The organism is Mycobacterium sp. (assembly GCF_049585075.1).
GTDB lineage: Bacteria > Actinomycetota > Actinomycetes > Mycobacteriales > Mycobacteriaceae > Mycobacterium.
In genome coordinates this window covers 34,619-54,553 of sequence record NZ_JBAUZA010000201.1, presented here as the reverse complement: position 1 = coordinate 54,553, position 19,935 = coordinate 34,619, and the positions used below count along the sequence as shown (strand labels likewise).

Here is a 19,935-nt window from a genome sequence, read left to right as displayed (position 1 = left end):
CCCGGGGGAGGGCCCGCTGCCGGACGCGCTAGGTGCGGTGGCTGAGGAGATGGCGGCCTGCCGGCCGCAGCCGGTTGGACAGCGCGCATCGACGCGGTTTGCGGAGGCCGGCCGGCCATCCCCGCGTGGTGACCGACCTCGAACGCAAGTTGCGGCCCGTCTGGATTGCCGATGTTGATGGTCTGGCCGTCGTGAATGTCAACCACCGGCACCCGACGCCCGTTGACGTAAGTTCCGTTCAACGAACCGTTGTCGATGGCCAGCCAGCGCCCTTGCTCGAAGCGCAGCAGTAGATGCGCGCGCGAGATCAGCGGATGCGTGATGCGCATGTCGGCACGCAGATCTCGCCCGACAACCACGTCATGGCCTGCGGCGAAAGTGCGTTGAGATCCGTCGTAGCGGACTGTCAGCACGGGCGGCGCTGCTTGACTCATCGCCCCAACTTTAGCTGCTCGGCTCGAGGCACAGACCGCGACACGAATAGCCGGCTTGCATCACGGGTTCTGATGGCCCGCGGAGTCAGGGGCGCCGGTTACCACGCAGCGGGTACGGCTGTAGATCGTCGGCATGCACCGGTTGCAGTGCGTGCACGCCGAATGCACGGTATGCGCGTCTCCGTCGGCGGCGATCCGATTGATCAGGTCGGGCTCGGCCAGCAGGGCCCGACCCATCGCCACAAAATCAAATCCCTCCGCCATGGCGAGGTCCATCGTTTCCCGGTTGGTGATGCCGCCGAGCAGGATCAGCGGCATCGTCAGCTCGGCGCGGAACAGCTTGGCGTCGCGCAGCAGATAGGCCTCACGGTAGGGGTACTCGCGGAGAAACTTCTTACCCGTCATGCGCATGCCCCAGCGCAGCGGCGGCTTGAAGGCGCCGGCGAACTCCTTCAGCGGTGCGTCCCCGCGGAACAGATACATCGGGTTGACCAGTGAGCTGCCCGCGGTCAGCTCGATTGCGTCCAGCCCGCCGTCGTCCTGTAGCCACTTGGCCGTGGTCAGCGCCTCTTCGACCGGGATACCGCCGCGCACACCGTCGGCCATGTTGAGCTTGGCGGTCACCGCGATCGGTGTGCCCTCTTCATCCACTGCGCGCCGAACGGCCATCACCATTCCGCGGGCAACCTTGGCCCGGTTCTCCAGTGATCCGCCGAACTCGTCGGCCCGCCGATTGATCAACGGAGAAAGAAAGGAACTCGCGAAATAGTTGTGGCCCAAATGGATTTCGACGGCGTCGAACCCGGCTTCGATGGCGAGTCGGACGGCGTCGGCATGTGCGGCGATGACGTCGTCGATGTCGTCGCGGGTTGCCTTCTTGGCGAATCGCATGCCGATGGGGTTGAAGAACCGCACCGGCGCCAGGGCGGTGGCCTTATTCGTTTTGGCGTTGGCGACGGGACCGGCGTGGCCGATCTGAGCGCTGACCGCCGCGCCCTCGGCGTGGATCGCGTCGGTGAGCCGGCGGAAGCCGGGCACTGCCTCCGGGCGCATCCAGATTCCGTTGCCTTCGGTGCGACCTCCCTGGGAGACCGCGCAGTAGGCGACCGTGGTCATGCCGACCCCGCCTGCGGCGGGCAACCGGTGGTATTCGATGAGGTCGTCGGTGACCAGTGCGTTGGGCGTGCGGGCCTCGAACGTTGCGGACTTGATGATGCGGTTGCGCAGGGTGATCGGACCCAGTTTGGCGGGGCTCAGCACGTCCGGGATCTCGGGCATGTCAGGAGCGTACGCGGGCATGGAAGACTGTCGGGCGTGGGTGCAATCACGTTGGACGGCAAAGTCACGCGCGACGAGATCTTCGTCGACCTGAAGCAACGGGTGGCGGCGTTGACCGCTGCAGGGCGGACACCGGGCCTGGGCACCATCCTGGTGGGTGACGACCCGGGGTCGCAGGCCTACGTCCGTGGAAAGCACGCCGACTGCGCCAAGGTCGGCATCACCTCGCTGCGCCGCGACCTGCCGGCCGATATCAGCCGGGCCAAGCTCAACGAGACCATCGACGAACTCAACGCCAACCCCGAGTGCACCGGCTACATCGTGCAGTTGCCGCTGCCCAAGCAACTAGACGAGAACGCAGCGCTGGAGCGTGTCGACCCCGACAAGGATGCCGACGGGTTGCACCCGACCAACCTCGGCCGGCTGGTGCTCGGTACCCCGGCCCCGCTGCCGGGCACCGCGCGCGGCATCGTCCACCTGTTGCGGCGCTTTGACGTCGAGATCGCCGGCGCGCACGTCGTCGTCCTCGGTCGCGGTGTCACGGTCGGTCGTCCGCTGGGGCTGATACTGACCCGCCGCTCAGAGAACGCCACGGTGACTTTGTGCCACACCGGAACTCGTGATCTGCCCGCGTTGACCAGGCAGGCGGACATCATTGTGGCGGCGGTCGGGGTGCCGCACATGCTGACGGCTGACATGGTTCGCCCCGGTGCCGCTGTCGTCGATGTCGGTGTCAGCCGTACCGCCGACGGGCTGGTTGGCGACGTGCACCCAGGCGTGTGGGACATGGCCGGTCAGGTGTCGCCAAATCCCGGTGGTGTCGGCCCGCTGACTCGTGCGTTCCTGTTGACGAACGTCGTCGAATTGGCCGAAGGGCAATGAGTCTGCGGCAGCTCTTCCGCTCTCAGTGGCCGATCGTGACGGTCATGTTGACCTTCGTCGTGGCATTCACGCTTGCGGCGGCGAACTTCTGGCGCCGCGGGGCGCTGCTGATCGGCATCGGTGTCGGGCTAGCCGCAGTATTGCGGCTAGCGTTGACCGAAGACCGTGCCGGGCTTCTGGTGCTGCGCAGCAAGGGAATTGACTTCACCACGATGGCGGTGGTCGCGACGGCAATGGTCTATATCGCCTGGACGATCGACCCGCTGGGTACCCGTTAGATTCCTGGAATCATGCCCGGCACGCCCGGGAGCTGCTGTAGGCCAGATACGTTGCCGCCAAGGATGTTTGCCATCTCTTCTGGGCAGTAGGTTTGGATCGCAATCGTGGTGAACAGCTGAGCCATCTGCGGTGACATGCCCCGGCTACCGACTCTCGATGCGACGGCGGCGAAGTTACCGCCCGGTTGAGCGAGCATCGGGCAGATGGACTGGCCCACGGCCATCGCGTTGCCCGGTTCGCCGTACTCGACGCCGGCGTGGCTCAGGGCGTCGATGAAGCTGTCGTCGTTTTGGTCTGCCCGCACCGGCGGCGAAACCAGTACGGCCGCTGTGATCAGGCAACCGGCGCCGAGCAGCAGACGAACGGCCAGATGGTTGCGGGTGATGTCGAGCGTCGCCATGTTGTGCAACCTTGATTTACCGCGGTCACGTTCACGACACGGTGAGGTTAAGGTTCGCGCACGTTTCAGATATTCCGCGACACGTCATGCGGCGCCGCGGTTCTCGTGATCGACAATGCGGGACGTGACGCGTGAGATTTCGCGCCAGACGTTTCTGCGTGGTGCCGTCGGAGCATTAGCCGCCGGCGCGATCCTCGGACCGGGACGAGCTGGCTTGGGCCGGGCCGGCGCCGATCCGATTGCCTCCGGTTGGGGCCCGCTCGCCTCCGCGATCGGTGGGCAAGTAATAGGACCGGACAACGGTCCCCAATTCGCCACCGCCAAACAGGTTTTCAACACCAACTACAACTCCTCCACGCCCGCGGTGATCGTCGTCCCGACATCGGCGGCGGACGTGCAAAAGGCGATGGCATTCGCTGCCGCCCACAACCTCAAAGTCGCTCCGCGCAGTGGCGGGCACTCCTATGTGGGTGCGTCCACGGCCAACGGAACAATGGTGCTCGACTTGCGTCAGCTTCCGGGCGGAATCAATTACGACGCCGGTACCGGCCAGGTCACGGTGACGCCGGCGACCAGTTTGTATGCGATGCACCAGACGCTGGCCGCGGCCGGCCGGGGGATCCCTACGGGTACCTGCCCATCCGTCGGCGCCTCGGGACACGCCCTGGGCGGCGGGCTGGGCGCCCATTCCCGCCATGCGGGCCTGATGTGTGACGCGTTGAGATCGGCGTCGGTCGTACTGCCCAGCGGTCAGGCGGTCACCGCATCTGCCACCGACAACCCTGACCTGTTCTGGGCGTTACGAGGTGGTGGTGGCGGCAACTTCGGCGTGACCACCTCGCTGACCTTTGCGACGTTCCCCACCACCGACGTCGACGCGGTGAACCTCAACTTCCCGCCGCAATCGTTCGCACAGGTCCTCGTCGGTTGGCAGAACTGGCTTCGCACCGCCGACCGGAGCAGCTGGGCGTTGGCCGACGCCACCGTCGACGCGATGGGCACCCACTGTCGCATCCTCGCGACCTGTCCGGCCGGGTCGGGTAGCAGCGTGGCGAACGCCATCACCTCGGCCGTCGGGATCCAACCGACCGGGACCGAAAACCACACGTTCAACTACTTGGACTTGGTAAATTACCTTGCCGTCGGCAACCTCAACCCGTCGCCGCTGGGATACGTCGGCGGATCCGACGTCTTTACGACGATCACCCCGGCCGCTGCCCAAGGGATCGCCTCGGCGGTCGACGCCTTTCCTCGTGGCGCGGGCCGCATGTTGGCGATCATGCACGCCCTCGACGGCGCGCTCGCCAGCGTGGCGCCCGGGGCCAGCGCATTCCCGTGGCGTCAACAGTCCGCGCTGGTGCAGTGGTACGTCGAAACCGGTGATCCCGCGGCAGCGACCGGCTGGCTCAACGCCGCCCATCAAGCGGTGCGACCGTATTCGGTCGGCGGCTATGTGAACTACATCGAGGCAAACCAGGCGCCGTCACGCTACTTCGGCGAGAACCTATCCCGGCTCAGCGGCGTCCGGCAGAAATACGACCCAGGGCGAATCATGTTCTCCGGGCTCAACTTCTGACCGCCGAGCGGCCACTTAGGACAGCGTCGCGCGCACGCAAACCGTGACGTAGGGCAGCGCAAGGCCTCCGGCGTTCGCCAATGCCGGATGGGTGGCCAGCAATTCGCGCACCTGGTCCAGTGTCTTGGTGCGCACTTGGGTCGGCGAAGTGATGCAGTAGCTGCGAGAAGCTACCAAGTCGATCAATGCTTGCGGCGTAAGGTAATTCGTCCACTCGACCTGGTGACGGTGCACTTCGGTGAACGGATCTGGCAGCGTCACTCTGTCACGGACCGGATCGCCGTCGCGGCCGATGATGTTGCCCAGCTCGCGGACCCAGCCGAGTCGCTCGTCGCGGGTGTTCCACACCAAACCCAGTAGGCCGCCTGGCCGCAGCACCCGGACCACTTCGGGAATCGCTCGCTGCGGGTTGAACCAGTGCCAAGCCTGCGCGACCAGCACCGCGTCGACGCTGTTGTCCGCCAGCGGAATCTCCTCCGCGGTGCCGAGCAGCGCCGGTGTGTCCGGCAGCGAGCGGCGCAGCATCTCCAGCATCTCGGCGATCGGGTCGACTGCCACGACGTCGAGGCCTCGCTCCACCAGCCGGGTGGTCAGTTTGCCCGTCCCGGCACCGAGGTCCAGCACGTCGCGAGCGCCGGCCGGCAGCAGCCAGTCGATCGCCTCCGGCGGGTATGACGGCCGGCCGCGCTCGTATGCGGCCGCTTCAGAGCCAAATGACAATGAGCGGTCCTGCCCGGCCTGGGTCACCGCGGGCACACCAAGTCGAGGGTCTGCCGTACCAGGTCACCGACCGCTTCGGCTTCCACCAGGAAGCCGTCGTGTCCGTAGATCGAGTCGACGATCTGCAGCTGACTGCAGCCGGGCAACAGCTCGGCGAGTTCCTCCTGCAGGCGCAGCGGGTACAGCCGGTCAGAGGTGATTCCGCCGACCACCACCGGAACCGGGCAACCGCGCAGCGCCGCGGCCACGCCGCCGCGGCCGCGGCCGACATCGTGCCGGGATAGCGCCTCGGTCAGCACCACATAGCTGCCGGCGTCGAAGCGCGACACCAGCTTGCGACCCTGGTGTTCGAGGTAGCTCTGCACTGCGTAACGCCCGCCCGGATCCGCTGGGTCTTCGTCGGCCTGCGCGTCGTTGGCGAAACGGGTGTCCAACTCGATCTCGCCGCGATACGTCAGGTGGGCGAAGCGGCGGGCGATGTGCAGCCCGGCATCCGGGCTGCGGCCGGTGCGGTGGTAGTCACCGCCCTGCCAGTTCGGGTCGGCTTTGATGGCCGCGATCTGGGTGCACTGGGTGCCGATCTGGTCGGCTGTCGCGCGCGCGCCCACCGCCAGCAGCAGGCCCGCGCCCACCCGGTCGGGGTGGCCGACGATCCACTCCAACGCGCGGGCTCCGCCCATCGATCCGCCGACTACGGCGGCGACCTCGGTGATACCTAGCGCCGCCAGCGCGGCCACGTCGGCCTCGACCTGGTCTCGCACCGAGATCAACGGAAACCTGGAACCCCAAGGCTTTCCATCCGGGGCCAGCGAGCTCGGCCCGGTGGAGCCGCGGCACCCACCCAGCCCATTGGTGGCCACCGCGCACCAGCGGTCGGTGTCGATTGGCCCGCCCGGGCCGGCGATGCCGTCCCACCAGCCCGGCGTCGGATGCCCGGGGCCGGCCGGTCCGGTGATGTGCGAATCGCCGGTCAGCGCATGCAGCACCACCACGACGTTGTCGCGGGTAGGCGACAGTTCGCCCCATCGCTGAACGGCGACGCTGACGTCGTCGATTACCGCGCCGCTTTCCAAGGTCAGCGAGCCGATGTCGACAACGCCGACTTCGCCCTGGGCGGGCAGTGTCTGAGTGGGCACGTCTGAGATCGTCATCGCGGGCCGCCTCAGAACGCCGCCACGGCGTGCGGGTCACCGCTGCCGGCCGTTGCATCGCCGAATTTTCGAGCCGCGGCGAAGCCAAGCTCGAGGTCGGCCAGGATGTCATCGATGCCCTCGATGCCCACGGCCAGCCGAACCAGCCCGGGGCTCACGCCAGTGGACAGCTGCTCGGCGGGGCTGAGCTGCGAATGCGTCGTCGAGGCCGGGTGAATCACCAGCGATCGCACATCTCCGATATTGGCGACGTGGCTGTGCAGTTTCAGCGCGTTGACGAACGCCTTGCCCGCCTCGATACCACCGGCCAACTCGAACGACAACACCGCTCCGGTTCCCTTGGGCGCCAACTTCTTTGCCCGCTCGTACCAGGGCGAGCTGGGCAGGCCCGCGTAGTTGACCGAAAGCACATCGTCGTGGCCGTCCAGGAATTGGGCGACCCGCTGGGCGTTGGCGACATGGCGCTCAATACGCAAGCTCAGGGTTTCCAGGCCTTGCGCAATCAGGAACGCGTTGAACGGCGACGCCGCCGACCCATAGTCGCGCAGCAGCTGCACCCGCGCTTTGACCGCGAACGCCGGCGGCCCCAGCTCCGCGTACACCACGCCGTGGTAGCTGGGGTCGGGGGTGGTGAAGCCCGGGAAGCGGTCCTGGGACCAGTCGAAAGTGCCGCCGTCGACGATCACGCCGGCGATCGCTGCGCCGTGCCCACCGAGGTACTTGGTGGCCGAGTGCACCACGACGTCGGCGCCCTGAGCGATCGGCTGAATCAGGTAGGGGGTGGCGACGGTGTTGTCGACGATCAGCGGAACGCCGTGCTCGTGGGCCACCCTGGAGACGCCGGGGGTATCCAGCACGTCGATCTGGGGGTTGGAGATGGTCTCGGCAAAAAACGCCTTGGTGTTCGGGCGCACCGCTGAAGCCCAGGATTCCAAATTATCGGGGTCCTCGACGAAGCTGACGTCGACGCCCAGCTTGGGCAGCGAATAGTGGAACAGGTTGTACGTGCCGCCGTAGAGCCGGGGGCTGGACACGATGTGGTCGCCGGCGCCGGCCACGTTCAAGATCGCGAAGGTTTCCGCGGCCTGCCCGGAGGCCAGGAATAGCGCGGCCACACCGCCCTCCAGCGCGGCAATGCGCTGCTCGACGACGTCGGTGGTCGGGTTGCCGATGCGGGTGTAGATGTTGCCCGGGACTTCCAGCCCGAACAGCGCCGCGGCGTGTGCGGTGTCGTCGAAGACGTACGACGTGGTCTGGTAGATCGGCAGCGCCCGGGCGCTGGTGGTCGGGTCCGGCTGCTGGCCGGCGTGGATCTGTTTGGTTTCAAACGACCAGTGCGCGGTCGGGTCGGTTTCGCTATCAGCGTTGGTTTCGGAGCTCACGTGGATGTCTTTCTGGGAGGAATTGGGTGGTCGAGTGCTCGCAGCCGCGCGGGACGTCATCTGAAACGACGTCAACCGGCAGCCATGCGTTCAGCAACTGCGACGAACGATGAGCCAGCCCAAATAGGTGCGCATCAGGCTTCCCTGTCTACTCGGGGGGCCCGTCATCGCGGACCCGCGCTTGCCGACGTAGCCGGTTTTGGCTACTCAACCTGGTCATCACCCGGGGCACCCCACCGCGGTTGGAGGGTTGCCGGCCAGCAAGCCGGGGCTTGACGCTGGCGCTCATGACCGAAATGAAGCTTAGCTCATCAAGCCGATCGCGTGCCAGCGGTCTGCTGCGCTGACCGGGGTACTTCGGTTCGCAGAGCCGACATCGAGGTCGACACCAGGCGAAACGCCCTTGATAACGTGGCAGTGAGTTACACAGCGAAGCCCGTCAAGACGTGAAACCTATACCGGGAGACAGACCGTGAGCGCCGAACAGCCGACCATCATCTACACGCTGACCGATGAGGCGCCGCTGCTGGCGACCTACTCTTTTCTGCCGATCGTGCGTGCCTTCGCCGAGCCGGCGGGCATCGAGATCAAGAGCAGTGACATCTCGGTAGGCGCCCGGATCCTCGCCGAGTTCCCCGATTATCTGACCGACGACCAGAAAGTGCCGGACAACCTGGGCGAACTGGGCCGGCTGACGCAGCAACCCGACACCAACATCATCAAGCTGCCGAACATCAGCGCCTCGGTGCCGCAGCTGATCGCCGCCGTCAAGGAACTGCAGGGCAAAGGCTTCAAGATTCCGGACTATCCGCAAAGCCCGAAAACAGACGAGGACAAGGAAATTCGGGACCGCTATGCCAAATGCCTTGGCAGCGCCGTGAATCCAGTTCTGCGGCAGGGCAATTCGGACCGTCGCGCGCCTAAGGCCGTCAAAGAGTACGCGCGCAAGCACCCGCACAGCATGGGCGACTGGTCGATGGCGTCGCGTACCCATGTCGCAACCATGCGGACCGGCGACTTCTACCACGGCGAGAAGTCGATGACGCTGGATCGTGCGCGCAACGTCAAGATGGAGTTGGAGACCACAAGCGGCAAGACGATCGTGCTCAAACCCAAGGTGTCGCTGCAGGAAGGCGACGTCATCGACAGCATGTTCATGAGCAAGAACGCGATCTACGACTTTTACGAGAGCGAGATGGAAGATGCATACGAGACCGGCGTGATGTTCTCGTTGCATGTGAAGGCCACCATGATGAAGGTCTCACACCCCATCGTCTTCGGACACGCGGTCAGGGTCTTCTACAAAGACGCTTTCGCCAAACACCACGACCTGTTCGAAGAGCTGGGCGTTAACGTCAATAACGGGCTATCCGATCTTTACGGCAAGATCGAGTCGCTGCCGGCGTCGCAGCGCGACGAGATCATCGACGATCTGCACCGTTGCCACGAGCACCGTCCCGAGCTGGCGATGGTGGATTCGGCCAGGGGCATCACCAACTTTCATTCACCCAGCGACGTAATCGTGGACGCGTCGATGCCGGCGATGATCCGCGCGGGCGGCAAGATGTACGGCGCTGACGGCAAACTCAAGGACACCAAGGCCGTCAACCCAGAGTCCACCTTCAGTCGCATCTATCAGGAGATGATCAACTTCTGTAAGACGCACGGCCAGTTCGATCCAACCACCATGGGCACCGTGCCCAACGTTGGCTTGATGGCCCAGCAGGCCGAGGAGTACGGCAGCCACGACAAGACCTTCGAGATCCCCGAGGACGGCGTCGCCAACATCGTCGACATCGACACCGGCGAGGTGCTGCTGACGCAAAACGTGGAAACCGGCGACATTTGGCGCATGCCCATTGTCACCGACGCGGCGATCCAGGACTGGGTCAAGCTGGCTGTGACGCGTGCCCGCAATTCCGGTATGACGGTGGTCTTTTGGCTTGACACCGAACGTCCCCACGAGGTGGAGCTGCGCAAGAAGGTCAAGGCATACCTGAAGAACCACGACACTGAAGGTGCCGAGATTCAGATCATGCCGCAGGTGTGGGCGATGCGGTACACGCTTGAACGCGTCGTCCGCGGGCTGGACACCATCGCCGCGACCGGCAACATCCTGCGCGACTACCTCACCGACCTGTTCCCGATCCTGGAACTGGGCACCAGCGCCAAGATGTTGTCCATCGTGCCGTTGATGGCCGGCGGCGGCATGTACGAAACAGGAGCGGGCGGTTCAGCGCCCAAGCACGTCCACCAACTGGTCGAAGAAAACCACCTGCGCTGGGATTCGCTCGGCGAATTCCTGGCATTGGGAGCATGTTTCGAAGACGTCGGGATCAAAACCGGCAACGAGCGGGCCAAGATCCTGGGTAAAACGCTCGACGCTGCGATCGGCAAACTGCTGGACAACAACAAGAGCCCGTCGCGCAAGCCCGGTGAGCTCGACAACCGGGGCAGCCAGTTCTATTTGGCGATGTACTGGGCGCAGGAACTGGCCGCCCAGACCGATGATGGCGAGTTGCAGAAACACTTCGCCGCACTCGCCGATGTGTTGACCGAGAGCGAAGACGTCATCGTCGCTGAACTCGCCGAAGCCCAAGGCGACGCTGTGGATATCGGCGGCTACTACCGGCCGGACGACGAGAAGACCACTGCGGTGATGCGGCCGAGCAAAACCCTCAACGCGGCGTTGGAGGACGCACAGCGGGCTTAGTCGACAATGTTGCGAAGCGTCTCGATCAGCTTGACCCGCTCGGCAGAGGTGGCTGCCATCGGCGCGACGTTCAAGGTCGTCACGCCCGCCTCCCGGAACGCCGCGACCCGTTCCTTAACGAACCCGGGTGCGCCGATCAGGTTGACGTCGCGCACGAGCTCGTCGGGCACCGCCTTGGCGGCGCTGTCCTTGTCGCCGGCCAGGTAGAGCTCCTGAATGCGGTCGGCTTGCGGACCATAGCCGTAACTGGTGGCCAGCGTGTGGTAGAAGTTCTTGCCCTTGGCGCCCATCCCGCCGATGTAGAGCGCCAGGTGGGGTTTGACGAATTCGCGTAGTGGCTCGACGTTTTCGCCGATGGCCAGTGTCGGTCCGGCGAACACGTCGAGGTTGCCCAGCGCGGGATCGCGCTTGGCCTGACCGGCGGCCAGCGCCTGCCCCCACACGTCCTGCGCTTTCTCCGGCAGATAGAAGATCGGTTGCCAACCTTCGGCGATCTCGGCGGCCAGCTCGACGTTCTTGGGGCCGAGCGCAGCGATCAATATCGGAATGCGTTCCCGGACAGGGTGATTGATCAGCTTGAGCGGTTTGCCAAGCCCGGTGCCCTGTTCAGGGGGCAACGGAATGGTGTAGTGCTTGCCCTGATGCTGCAGAGTTTCGCGACGCCACACCTGGCGGCAGATGTCGACGACTTCGCGGGTGCGGCCGATCGGGGCGTCGTAGGGCACGCCGTGGAAACCCTCGATGACCTGAGGGCCGGACGCGCCCAGCCCCAGCGTGAACCGGCCGTCGGAGACATAGTCGAGGCCCGCCGCCGTCATCGCCGTCAACGTGGGCGTTCGGGTGTAGAGCTGCAGGATGCCCGACGCCAACTCAACCCGCTCGGTACTGGCCGCCAAGTAGCCCAGCGCGCTGACGGCATCGTACGAATAGGCCTCGGGGACAAAGACGATGTCCAATCCCGCGCGTTCGAGGTCCGCCACCTCGGCGGCCACCTCTTTGAACCCGCCGGCATAGTTGATTCCCAACCCGATCCGCATGCTTGTTACTCCTAGGCTCTAGTGAACTGGTCGGCCAGCTCGAGCGCCTCGTGCTGGATCCGCTGGAATTGGGCACCCATCGCTTCCGACAACGCCGTCGCTCCCGACAGCGGCCGCACCATGACGATAAAGTACGCGCCGAGGGGGCCGGCATCTCTAGCCGGTGGGGGAATCGGGGCCGAGCGTGGCCTGGCGGGTTTTGTCGGAGGGGCGATCATCGAACAGCGTCAGGGCGCAGCCTCAGCCGCTGTGACCGGTGAAAAGGGGCTTTCCTTGTAGTCTGGGCTTCATGTCCAGCCGCGCAAAAATCAAAGTCGAAGGCACGGTGGTAGAGCTCGACGGCGACGAGATGACGCGGGTCATTTGGAAGTGGATCAAAGACAAGCTGATCCTGCCGCACCTCGACATCCACCTGGACTACTACGACCTGGGCATCGAGCACCGCGACGCCACCGACGACCAGGTGACGATCGACTCTGCCTACGCGATCAAGAAACACGGGGTGGGCGTCAAGTGCGCCACGATCACTCCCGACGAGGCCCGGGTCAAAGAGTTCAACCTCAAGACGATGTGGTCATCACCCAACGGAACAATCCGAAACATTCTGGGCGGCACCATCTTCCGCGAGCCGATCATGATTTCGAACGTGCCGCGGCTGGTTCCGGGCTGGAAGAAGCCGATTATCATCGGCCGTCACGCTTTTGGCGACCAGTACCGTGCGACCAACTTCAAGGTCGACCGGCCCGGAACCGTCACACTGACCTTCACCCCGGACGACGAGGGCGAGCCGATCGTGCACCAGATGGTGTCCATTCCCGGCGACGGCGGCGTCGTGATGGGGATGTACAACTTCAAGGATTCGATCCAGGACTTCGCCCGCACGTCGTTCGCCTACGGCCTGAAAGAGAACTACCCGGTGTATCTGTCGACGAAGAACACCATCCTCAAGGCCTACGACGGCATGTTCAAAGACGAGTTTCAGCGCATCTACGACGAGGAGTTCAAGGACAAGTTCGAAGAAGCCGGCCTCACCTACGAGCACCGGCTAATCGACGACATGGTGGCCGCGTCGCTTAAGTGGGAAGGCGGTTATGTGTGGGCGTGCAAGAACTACGACGGCGACGTGCAGTCGGACGCAATCGCCCAGGGTTACGGCTCACTGGGGCTGATGACGTCGGTATTGATGACCGCCGACGGCAAGACCGTCGAGGCCGAAGCCGCCCATGGCACGGTCACCCGCCACTTTCGGCAGTACCAGGAGGGCAAGGCCACCTCCACCAATCCGATCGCGTCGATCTTCGCCTGGACGCGCGGGCTCGAGCACCGCAGCAAGCTGGACGACACACCCGAGGTGAGTGAGTTCGCCGAGAAGCTGGAAGAGGTCGTCGTCAGCACGGTCGAAGGCGGTCAGATGACCAAGGACCTCGCATTGCTGATCGGCGGGGATCAGGACTGGCAGACCAGTGAGGAATTCCTCGGCACGATCGCCGACAACCTGGACAAGGCGCTCAGCTCGACTTGACCTCTCGGATCGGCGGAATGTGCTCGTCGAGGAAGCTGGTGATGACTTCGGTGATTCGTTCCGGCGCCTCGAACATCGGAATGTGTCCGACGCCGTCGAGCTCCGTCACTCGCGTCCCGTCGGGAAGCTGTGCCTTGAAATACCGGTGGGATCGGGGCCCCGGAAACACCCGGTCCTTTTCGCAGAGCACCAGGTGCGCGGGAACGTCGGTTTGCGCCAACTCCAACAGCCCGGGCAGCAGCATGGATTTGACCAGCAGCTGGAAGTAAGCGGGGCAATGCGCCACGTCGTCGACGATGGCTTCGAGTTCACTGTCGGTCACCCCGTCCGGCAAGGCGCTGACCGGCAGGGTGGCTAGCCGACGACTGAACGGCAGGCGCAACGCGCGGGGCCCCGCCCACCGGGCCAGCGCCCAGAACGGCATCCCCGAGATGAACTTGGCGATCACCTCGAACTTGGTCGGCGCCCAGCGGGTCCATCCGCCGGCCGGCGCGATGCCGGTCACCGTGCGTGCCCGCCCTCGACGTTCCAGCTCGAAGGCCACCCAGCCGCCCAGCGAGTTGCCGACGATGTGACAGGTACTCCAGCCCAGCTCGTCGAGTTGCCGCTCGACATGATCGGCCAACACCGCAGAGCTCAGCAACCATGTGCCGGCGTACGGGCCACCGTTGTGACCGGCCATAGTCGGGGCGAACACCTCGTAGCGGCCGGTATCGGCCAACCGCGGAGCAACCTTGTGCCAGACCAGCTGCGAAATCAAAAAGGGATGCAGCAGCAGGACCGGTTCGCCGGACCCGAGATGGATGGGCGAGCGAGTCGTCATGCAGCCGACAGTAAGGTGATACCAGCGGTACCGCAAGCAAGAGGATAAGGGCCGCCGTCTCCGTGAAAAGATCAAGCCATCATGAGCACCACGCCAGCGACATTGAGAAGGGTAGCGATGAGGTGGGGGCACCTCCCGCTTGCGGGGGAGAGCGGCGTCAATGAGTGACGCTGGATCCCGTCGGGTCTTCTCCGGCGTGCAGCCGACCTCCGACTCGATGCACCTCGGAAATGCGCTGGGGGCCGTCACGCAGTGGGCCCAGTTGCAAGACGACTATGACGCGTTCTTTTGCGTCGTCGACCTGCATGCCATCACCATCCCGCAGGACCCCGAAGTATTGCGGCGCCGGACTCTGGTCACGACCGCGCAGTATCTGGCGTTGGGTATCGACCCCGGCCGCAGCACGATCTTCGTGCAGAGCCACGTTCCCGCCCACACCCAGTTGGCATGGGTGCTGGGCTGTTTCACCGGTTTTGGCCAAGCTTCGCGAATGACGCAGTTCAAGGACAAGTCGCTGCGGCAGGGCAGCGACGCGACCACGGTCGGCTTGTTCACCTATCCGGTGCTGCAGGCCGCCGACGTGCTGGCCTACGACGCCGAACTGGTGCCCGTCGGCGAAGACCAGCGTCAGCATCTGGAGCTGGCCCGCGATGTCGCACAGCGGTTCAACAGCCGGTTCCCGGACACGTTTGTGGTTCCCGAGTTGCTGATTCCCAAGGTCACCGCCAAGATCTACGACCTGCAAGACCCGTCGTCGAAGATGAGCAAGTCGGCTGCCACCGATGCCGGGCTGATCAGCCTGCTCGACGCTCCGACCGTGTCCGCCAAGAAGATTCGCTCCGCGGTGACCGACAGCGAACGCGAGATCCGATACGACCCGGACGCCAAACCCGGCGTTTCCAACTTGCTGAGCATTCAATCCGCGGTTACCGGCGTCGAGGTCGATGCGTTGGTGCAGCGGTACGAGGGACGCGGCTACGGCGATCTGAAGAAGGACACCGCCGATGCGGTGGTCGAATTCGTGACTCCGATCAAAACCCGGGTCGACGAGTTGCTCTCGGATCCAGCCGAATTGGTGGCTGTCCTGGCTGCCGGTGCGGCACGGGCCGAGGACGTGGCCGCAAAAACGGTCGACCGGGTCTACGACCGACTCGGGTTCCTGCCGAAACGTCCCTAGCGTGTTGTCATGAGTGAGCCGGGCAAACCAGGAATTCTGGATCGGCTGCGGGCGCGGTACGGATGGTTCGATCACGCGATGCGCGCCAACGATCGCTTCGACGACTGCAAGGGTAACTACTTCGCCGCCGGACTGACCTACTACACAATCTTCGCGTTATTTCCCGTGTTGATGGTGAGTTTCAGCGTCGCTGGGTTTCTGCTGTCGCGTCGGCCTGACCTGCTGACCACGATCGATAACAAGGTCACGGCGGCGGTGCCAGGCGCGTTGGGGCACCAAGTTGTCGACCTGGTGAAATCGGCGATCAACTCGCGGGCATCGGTCGGTGTCATCGGCTTGGCCACCGCGGCCTGGGCCGGCCTGGGTTGGATGGCCAACCTTCGTGTCGCACTCAGCGAAATGTGGCAACAGGATGCGCATTCGCAAGGGTTCGTTCGCACCAAGTTCTCTGATCTGGCCGCCTTCTTGTCGTCGTTCGTGGCGATTTTCGCCACGCTCGCCCTCAGTGCACTCGCAAGCGCGGCACCGATGGCCAAGGTGTTGGGGTGGCTTGGTATTGACAACGCGCCAGTCCTAGACGGCATTCTTCGGTCGGTATCGATACTGGTGTCGTTGCTGGTTTCGTGGTTGGTGTTCTGTTGGATGATCGCCCGATTGCCCAGGGAGCCAGTCAGATTCGGCAGCGTGGTTCGGGCGGCGCTGATCGCGGCAATCGGCTTCGAGTTGTTCAAGTTGGTCGCGTCGATTTTCCTGAAGTCCGTGTTGCACAGCCCCGCCGGCGCGACATTCGGGCCGGTGCTTGGCCTAATGGTATTCGCCTACATCACCGCGCGGCTGCTGCTGTTCGCCACCGCGTGGGCGGCGACGTCGACGGAAAATTCGCGGGTGGGGTCGGTAGAGCCACCCGAGCCCGCGGTCATCACCACGCGCGTGCAGGTGAACGACGGTCTCAAAGCGCGGCAGGCACTCGCCGCCGCCGCAGTGGGCGCCGTTGGCGCGCTTGGGCTTTCCCGACTGCTCCGACGCAACAACGATTAGCTGACCAGCTTCAGACCCACGATGCAGCCGACCACACCGGCGATCAAGACCAGCTTCACGGCCGATCCTGTCTCGTCACCGGTCAGCATCGCATAGCCGACGGTGAGCACCGCCCCGACACCCACCCAGACCGCGTAGCTCGTTCCGGTCGGCAGGCTGCGCATCGCGAACGCCAGCCCGGTCATCGAGAACACCAGCGCGACAGCGAAAACCGCCGAGGGCAGCACACGGGAGAAGCCGTCGGACCTGCTCAGAGCGGTCGCCCACACGGCTTCCAGAACCCCCGACGCCACCAACACCAGCCAGGCCATCATGCACCTTTCCTGCGCCGTCTTTTCGCTGGCCGGGTACGGTGCCCCTCGTCCGGTGTCAGTTGCTGACATGTCCGACGGTAGCAAACCGGTGCCTATCGGATAGTTGCAGTGCCGACGGCGACGGTGACGGCGGCGATGAAAATCACGCTGGTCAGAGCGACGTTACGGGGTTCGCGTAGGTAGGCGTGTGATCCGATGGCACCCACCATGACGATCGCGAAGCCGGCGGCTGCTGCCGGAGTGAGAAACTGCGCAATGCCCACCAGTCGGGGGACGAGTATCCCGACTGCGCCTAGCAATTCACACAACGCGGTGACGCGAATCACCGGCAACGGAAACGGCGCGACGCCGGTCTGGCCACTGGCAATGAGCTGATCTTTGGACCGGCTGATCTTCGCTGCGCCCGATCCGGCGAAGACGACGGCCAGTAACACCTGCAAGGTCCATAGCAGTGCGTTCATCGTGATCTCCCAAATTGATGGTCGTTTCACATGTATGACGCGGTGCCGCAGCGCAATGTGACAGTGCCGGCCGAAGTGGCCGGTCAGTTGTCGAGGCGCAGGCTCGGTCCGGTCAGATAGCGTTGCACGGTCGGCCCAATCCAGCCGACAACCTCTTCGGCGGGGGTTGACGCGATCGGTTCGAGCTTGAGTTGGTAACGCGCGAAAGCCAACCCCGCCAAGTGGCTGGCCACCAGCTCGACGCGCAACTCGGCATCGTCGACTCCGAACTCCGCGGCGATCCGCTGGGCGACCGGTCCGGCGATGGTGTCGTGCAGCACCTCTCGGGCCTGAGGCTGGATGGCCGCCGACCGCCACAGGGTCAGGAACGGCTCGAAGACGCCGCCTTCGTCCCAGTGCTCGAGGAAACGGCGTACCAGTCGCTCGCCGACGTCGTCGGCACCTTCGTCGAGCAGCGTGGCCAACTGGTGCAACGGGTGCTCGGGACCGGTCAGCGTCGATGCGCTGAACAACCCTTCCTTGCTGCCGAAGAAGTAATAGACCATCGCAACATCCACGCCCGCGTCCGCGGCGATCGCGCGCACGGTGGCTCGCTCGTACCCGTTGCGCATGAAACGTTCGCGTGCGGCATCGATGATCCGCTGGCGGTTCTGCTGGCCGGTCCGCCACCGACCCGGGCGCCGGGGCTCTGACATGCACAGCAGCATACTTCAACGCACGTTAACGTTAGGTCTTCGAGCGGCGTACTGTTGTTCTTCAACGAGGGTTGAAGTATCAGAAAGGAAGGAGCTAGAGATGGTTGCGGAAACTCGTGAACGACGGCTGTGGTGGCGGCATCTGATCTCGGTTCTGATCGCTCCGGTCACCATGTCGCTATTGATACCGGCGCTGATCCTGGACTGGGCCCACCTGCCGGATTACGGTTCGCCGCTGATCGCGGGGCTGGCGGCGGTCGGCGGCCTGTTGATCGCCGGCGGGCTGGGCCTGCTGGTCTGGACCGTGTTGCTGTTCGACCGAGAGGGTAAGGGAACGCTTGGCGTCGGCAAGGTGCTCGGAGAACCGGTCCACCTCGTCGTGCAGGGTCCGTACCGGCATGTGCGCAACCCGATGATCAGCGGTGTGCTGGCCATCCTGCTCGGCGAGGCGGCCGTCGCGGCGTCGGGTTGGCTGCTGCTGTGGTTTGCGATCTTCTTCGCGTGCCTCGCGACTTTCATCCGGTTCTGGGAAGAACCCCATCTCGCTCAGCGCTACGGCGACGAGTACGTCAACTATCGGCAGAACGTCCCGGCCTGGGTCCCCCGAATTTCGGCTTGGACGCCGAGCGCATAGGCGTACATCCGACATCACGCAGCAAGCGTCCGAGATGTTCGAGCGCACTGGCGAATTCGTGTTCCGACGGTGTGCCGTAACCGAGCACAAGTCCTGGTGTACCGCGCGATTTTCGATGCCAGAAGGGCGCCAAACCGGTAAGCGCGATCTGCCGTTCTTCAGCAGCGGCCAGCACATCACCCTCCGAAACTCCTTGTGGCAGCAGCACAACGGCGTGTAAGCCCGCAGCGATCCCGCGCACCGGCATGTTCGGCGCATAGCGGGCGAGGGTAGCCACGAGTGCGTCGCGGCGATGTCGGTAACGCCGCCGCATTCGTCGCACGTGTCGGTCGAGGGCGCCATTTTCGATCAACTCCGTGAACGCCAGTTGCGTCAGCACATCGCTGCCTCGGTCGGCGCGGCGCTTGGCCTCGACAACTGCCTCCATCAGGTCGGCGGGCAGCACCAGCCAACCCAGCCGAAGTCCGGGCGCCAGGCTCTTGCTGGCACTGCCGGCGTAGATGACCCGCTCAGGGGCAAGTCCCTGCAGCGCACCGATGGGGTGGCGGTCGTAGCGGAATTCGCCGTCATAGTCGTCCTCGACGACATAGGCGTCGCATTGAGTCGCGATCCGCACGAATTGCGCGCGGCGCTCGGCGGCCAATGTGGCGCCCAGCGGGGCCTGGTGGGCCGGGGTGAGGACCATCGCCGAAAGTGTTGGCGGGCTGAACCCTTGGGGGCGGGCCCCGTCGCCGTCGACGTCAATCGGAATGACGTCGAGCCCACTGGCGATGGCGGTCGCGCGGTGGTCCGGAAGGCACGGGTCCTCGATGGCGATCGCTCGCGCTCCGGCAGCGGCGAGTGTGTCACACACCAGCCGCAGACCCTGGGTGTATCCGCTGCAGATCACGATGCGCTCGGCGGTGGTGAGCACGCCGCGCACCCGGCCCAAATAATTCGCGAGTTCCGCGCGCAGTCGGTCGGATCCGCACGGGTCGAGTGGACCTAACTCCGCATGCGGCGTCACAGTGAAAGCGCGCCGCAGCGCACGGAGCCAATCCGCGCGAGGGAACATGCTGAGGTCGGGGCGTCCGAGGCGAAAGTCAGCGATGATGCGCGACGCAATCGGCGTGGCATCGATGCGCGGCTGGACTCCCGGTCCATGCGCCACCTCGGTTACGGCGCCCGGACGGGTACGCAGGTATCCCTCGGCGGTCAGTTGGGTGTAAGCCTCCACGACAGTTCCGCGCGCGAGGCCCAGTTGCGCAGCAAGCCCGCGCGACGACGGCAACCGCTCGCCGTGGGCTAGCCGCCCGTCCCGGATAGCCCGCCGCAGTGCATCTTCCAAAGCATTGCGCCGCCCTCGACCCGGCGGAATGTCGAGGTGCAAGTCGACTCCGGCAGCACCACTGGTCCATGAATCCGGCATGGAATTGGACC

General features: G+C 64.8%; 19 protein-coding genes, 2 pseudogenes and 2 riboswitches. Of the genes and pseudogenes, 8 read left to right on the top strand and 13 right to left on the bottom strand.

All coding sequences use genetic code 11. The features are described 5' to 3' along the window. A partial coding sequence (locus tag WB785_RS09990; protein WP_424078815.1) for an FHA domain-containing protein occupies window positions 1–434 on the bottom strand: 434 nt, incomplete at its 3' end. 60 nt (window positions 435–494) lie between these two features. Then, entirely contained in the window at window positions 495–1,733 is a 1,239-nt protein-coding gene (locus tag WB785_RS09985) for an NADH:flavin oxidoreductase (RefSeq protein WP_424078814.1), read from the bottom strand. Between the two features lie 15 nt (window positions 1,734–1,748). Here WB785_RS09985 and WB785_RS09980 point away from each other — a divergent pair, with 15 nt between their 5' ends. Together WB785_RS09980 and WB785_RS09975 are read left to right on the top strand one after the other, a co-directional pair. Then, window positions 1,749–2,594 (top strand): bifunctional methylenetetrahydrofolate dehydrogenase/methenyltetrahydrofolate cyclohydrolase, encoded by an 846-nt coding sequence (locus WB785_RS09980; RefSeq protein ID WP_424078813.1) that lies wholly within the window; start codon window positions 1,749–1,751, stop codon window positions 2,592–2,594. After that, the gene (locus WB785_RS09975; RefSeq protein ID WP_424078812.1) at window positions 2,591–2,872 is read left to right on the top strand and encodes a DUF3017 domain-containing protein; all 282 of its coding nucleotides are present in this window, start codon (window positions 2,591–2,593) and stop codon (window positions 2,870–2,872) included. The genes WB785_RS09980 and WB785_RS09975 overlap by 4 nt, the downstream gene beginning before the upstream one ends. Here WB785_RS09975 and WB785_RS09970 read toward each other — a convergent pair. Next, window positions 2,872–3,273, bottom strand: a pseudogene (locus WB785_RS09970) (DUF732 domain-containing protein); the annotation flags it as partial. The gene WB785_RS09975 and the pseudogene WB785_RS09970 sit on opposite strands and share 1 nt — an antisense overlap. Window positions 3,274–3,397: 124 nt before the next feature. Between WB785_RS09970 and WB785_RS09965 the strand changes: the two are divergent. After that, on the top strand, window positions 3,398–4,849 hold the full coding sequence (locus WB785_RS09965) for an FAD-binding protein (protein ID WP_424078811.1): 1,452 nt from the start codon (window positions 3,398–3,400) through the stop codon (window positions 4,847–4,849). A gap of 15 nt (window positions 4,850–4,864) precedes the next feature. Here the strand turns inward: WB785_RS09965 and WB785_RS09960 are convergent, their stop codons facing one another. Genes WB785_RS09960 through WB785_RS09950 form a run of 3 tightly spaced genes read right to left on the bottom strand, consistent with a single transcriptional unit; the run spans window position 4,865 to window position 8,102 of the window. Beyond that, the gene (locus WB785_RS09960) at window positions 4,865–5,596 is read right to left on the bottom strand and encodes a class I SAM-dependent methyltransferase (RefSeq protein ID WP_424078809.1); all 732 of its coding nucleotides are present in this window, start codon (window positions 5,594–5,596) and stop codon (window positions 4,865–4,867) included. After that, complete coding sequence (gene metX / locus WB785_RS09955; protein ID WP_424078808.1) at window positions 5,593–6,720, bottom strand: homoserine O-acetyltransferase MetX; 1,128 nt, start codon at window positions 6,718–6,720, stop codon at window positions 5,593–5,595. Before metX ends, WB785_RS09960 begins: the two co-directional genes overlap by 4 nt. A gap of 11 nt (window positions 6,721–6,731) precedes the next feature. Continuing rightward, a complete protein-coding gene (locus WB785_RS09950) occupies window positions 6,732–8,102 on the bottom strand; it encodes a bifunctional o-acetylhomoserine/o-acetylserine sulfhydrylase (RefSeq protein WP_424078807.1) in 1,371 nt (456 codons plus the stop codon). A 172-nt stretch (window positions 8,103–8,274) separates the two neighbouring features. Beyond that, window positions 8,275–8,395: riboswitch (SAM riboswitch) on the bottom strand. Window positions 8,396–8,574: 179 nt separating this feature from the next. On the opposite strand from WB785_RS09950, the gene WB785_RS09945 reads away from it, so the two are divergent. Next, a complete protein-coding gene (locus tag WB785_RS09945; RefSeq protein WP_424078805.1) occupies window positions 8,575–10,815 on the top strand; it encodes an NADP-dependent isocitrate dehydrogenase in 2,241 nt (746 codons plus the stop codon). On the opposite strand, the gene WB785_RS09940 is transcribed toward WB785_RS09945, so the two are convergent. Beyond that, window positions 10,812–11,852: an LLM class F420-dependent oxidoreductase gene (locus tag WB785_RS09940; RefSeq protein ID WP_424078803.1), complete on the bottom strand. Its 1,041-nt coding sequence runs from the start codon at window positions 11,850–11,852 to the stop codon at window positions 10,812–10,814. The two genes, WB785_RS09945 and WB785_RS09940, sit on opposite strands and share 4 nt — an antisense overlap. 11 nt (window positions 11,853–11,863) lie before the next feature. Beyond that, a pseudogene (locus WB785_RS09935) lies at window positions 11,864–11,983 on the bottom strand (nuclear transport factor 2 family protein); the annotation flags it as partial. A gap of 158 nt (window positions 11,984–12,141) precedes the next feature. Between WB785_RS09935 and WB785_RS09930 the strand changes: the two are divergent. Beyond that, entirely contained in the window at window positions 12,142–13,374 is a 1,233-nt protein-coding gene (locus WB785_RS09930) for an NADP-dependent isocitrate dehydrogenase (protein WP_424078802.1), read from the top strand. Here the strand turns inward: WB785_RS09930 and WB785_RS09925 are convergent. After that, a complete protein-coding gene (locus tag WB785_RS09925) occupies window positions 13,361–14,197 on the bottom strand; it encodes an alpha/beta fold hydrolase (RefSeq protein ID WP_424078801.1) in 837 nt (278 codons plus the stop codon). The two genes, WB785_RS09930 and WB785_RS09925, sit on opposite strands and share 14 nt — an antisense overlap. A gap of 160 nt (window positions 14,198–14,357) precedes the next feature. Here WB785_RS09925 and trpS point away from each other — a divergent pair, with 160 nt between their 5' ends. Both trpS and yhjD read left to right on the top strand, forming a co-directional pair. Further along, window positions 14,358–15,374, top strand: coding sequence for a tryptophan--tRNA ligase (gene trpS, locus WB785_RS09920; RefSeq protein WP_424078800.1), 1,017 nt, complete (start codon window positions 14,358–14,360; stop codon window positions 15,372–15,374). A 9-nt stretch (window positions 15,375–15,383) separates the two neighbouring features. Continuing rightward, entirely contained in the window at window positions 15,384–16,412 is a 1,029-nt protein-coding gene (gene yhjD / locus WB785_RS09915; protein WP_424078798.1) for an inner membrane protein YhjD, read from the top strand. Here yhjD and WB785_RS09910 read toward each other — a convergent pair. The 3 genes from WB785_RS09910 to WB785_RS09900 all read right to left on the bottom strand — a co-directional run bounded on the left by WB785_RS09910 (window position 16,409) and on the right by WB785_RS09900 (window position 17,882). Next, window positions 16,409–16,723, bottom strand: a complete 315-nt coding sequence (locus WB785_RS09910; protein WP_424078823.1) for a DMT family transporter — start codon at window positions 16,721–16,723, stop codon at window positions 16,409–16,411. The genes yhjD and WB785_RS09910 overlap by 4 nt on opposite strands. A gap of 11 nt (window positions 16,724–16,734) precedes the next feature. Continuing rightward, a riboswitch (guanidine-III (ykkC-III) riboswitch) is annotated at window positions 16,735–16,798 on the bottom strand. Between the two features lie 20 nt (window positions 16,799–16,818). Beyond that, the gene (locus tag WB785_RS09905) at window positions 16,819–17,187 is read right to left on the bottom strand and encodes a DoxX family protein (protein WP_424078797.1); all 369 of its coding nucleotides are present in this window, start codon (window positions 17,185–17,187) and stop codon (window positions 16,819–16,821) included. An 83-nt stretch (window positions 17,188–17,270) separates the two neighbouring features. Beyond that, entirely contained in the window at window positions 17,271–17,882 is a 612-nt protein-coding gene (locus WB785_RS09900; RefSeq protein WP_424078795.1) for a TetR family transcriptional regulator, read from the bottom strand. 100 nt (window positions 17,883–17,982) lie between these two features. Between WB785_RS09900 and WB785_RS09895 the strand changes: the two genes are divergently transcribed. Continuing rightward, window positions 17,983–18,516, top strand: a complete 534-nt coding sequence (locus WB785_RS09895; protein WP_424078794.1) for a methyltransferase family protein — start codon at window positions 17,983–17,985, stop codon at window positions 18,514–18,516. Here WB785_RS09895 and WB785_RS09890 read toward each other — a convergent pair. Continuing rightward, complete coding sequence (locus WB785_RS09890) at window positions 18,452–19,924, bottom strand: PLP-dependent aminotransferase family protein (RefSeq protein WP_424078792.1); 1,473 nt, start codon at window positions 19,922–19,924, stop codon at window positions 18,452–18,454. The genes WB785_RS09895 and WB785_RS09890 overlap by 65 nt on opposite strands. Window positions 19,925–19,935: the final 11 nt, after the last annotated feature.

Excerpts from the sequence above, each read along its gene's own strand:
- WB785_RS09985 (WP_424078814.1), bottom strand. The coding sequence starts at position 1,733 with ATGCCCGCGTACGCTCCTGACATGCCCGAGATCCCGGACGTGCTGAGC.
- WB785_RS09975 (WP_424078812.1), top strand. The coding sequence starts at position 2,591 with ATGAGTCTGCGGCAGCTCTTCCGCTCTCAGTGGCCGATCGTGACGGTC.
- metX (WP_424078808.1), bottom strand. The coding sequence starts at position 6,720 with ATGACGATCTCAGACGTGCCCACTCAGACACTGCCCGCCCAGGGCGAA.
- WB785_RS09940 (WP_424078803.1), bottom strand. The coding sequence starts at position 11,852 with ATGCGGATCGGGTTGGGAATCAACTATGCCGGCGGGTTCAAAGAGGTG.
- WB785_RS09930 (WP_424078802.1), top strand. The coding sequence starts at position 12,142 with ATGTCCAGCCGCGCAAAAATCAAAGTCGAAGGCACGGTGGTAGAGCTC.
- WB785_RS09925 (WP_424078801.1), bottom strand. The coding sequence starts at position 14,197 with ATGACGACTCGCTCGCCCATCCATCTCGGGTCCGGCGAACCGGTCCTG.
- trpS (WP_424078800.1), top strand. The coding sequence starts at position 14,358 with ATGAGTGACGCTGGATCCCGTCGGGTCTTCTCCGGCGTGCAGCCGACC.
- yhjD (WP_424078798.1), top strand. The coding sequence starts at position 15,384 with ATGAGTGAGCCGGGCAAACCAGGAATTCTGGATCGGCTGCGGGCGCGG.
- WB785_RS09910 (WP_424078823.1), bottom strand. The coding sequence starts at position 16,723 with ATGGCCTGGCTGGTGTTGGTGGCGTCGGGGGTTCTGGAAGCCGTGTGG.
- WB785_RS09905 (WP_424078797.1), bottom strand. The coding sequence starts at position 17,187 with ATGAACGCACTGCTATGGACCTTGCAGGTGTTACTGGCCGTCGTCTTC.
- WB785_RS09900 (WP_424078795.1), bottom strand. The coding sequence starts at position 17,882 with ATGTCAGAGCCCCGGCGCCCGGGTCGGTGGCGGACCGGCCAGCAGAAC.
- WB785_RS09895 (WP_424078794.1), top strand. The coding sequence starts at position 17,983 with ATGGTTGCGGAAACTCGTGAACGACGGCTGTGGTGGCGGCATCTGATC.
- WB785_RS09890 (WP_424078792.1), bottom strand. The coding sequence starts at position 19,924 with ATGCCGGATTCATGGACCAGTGGTGCTGCCGGAGTCGACTTGCACCTC.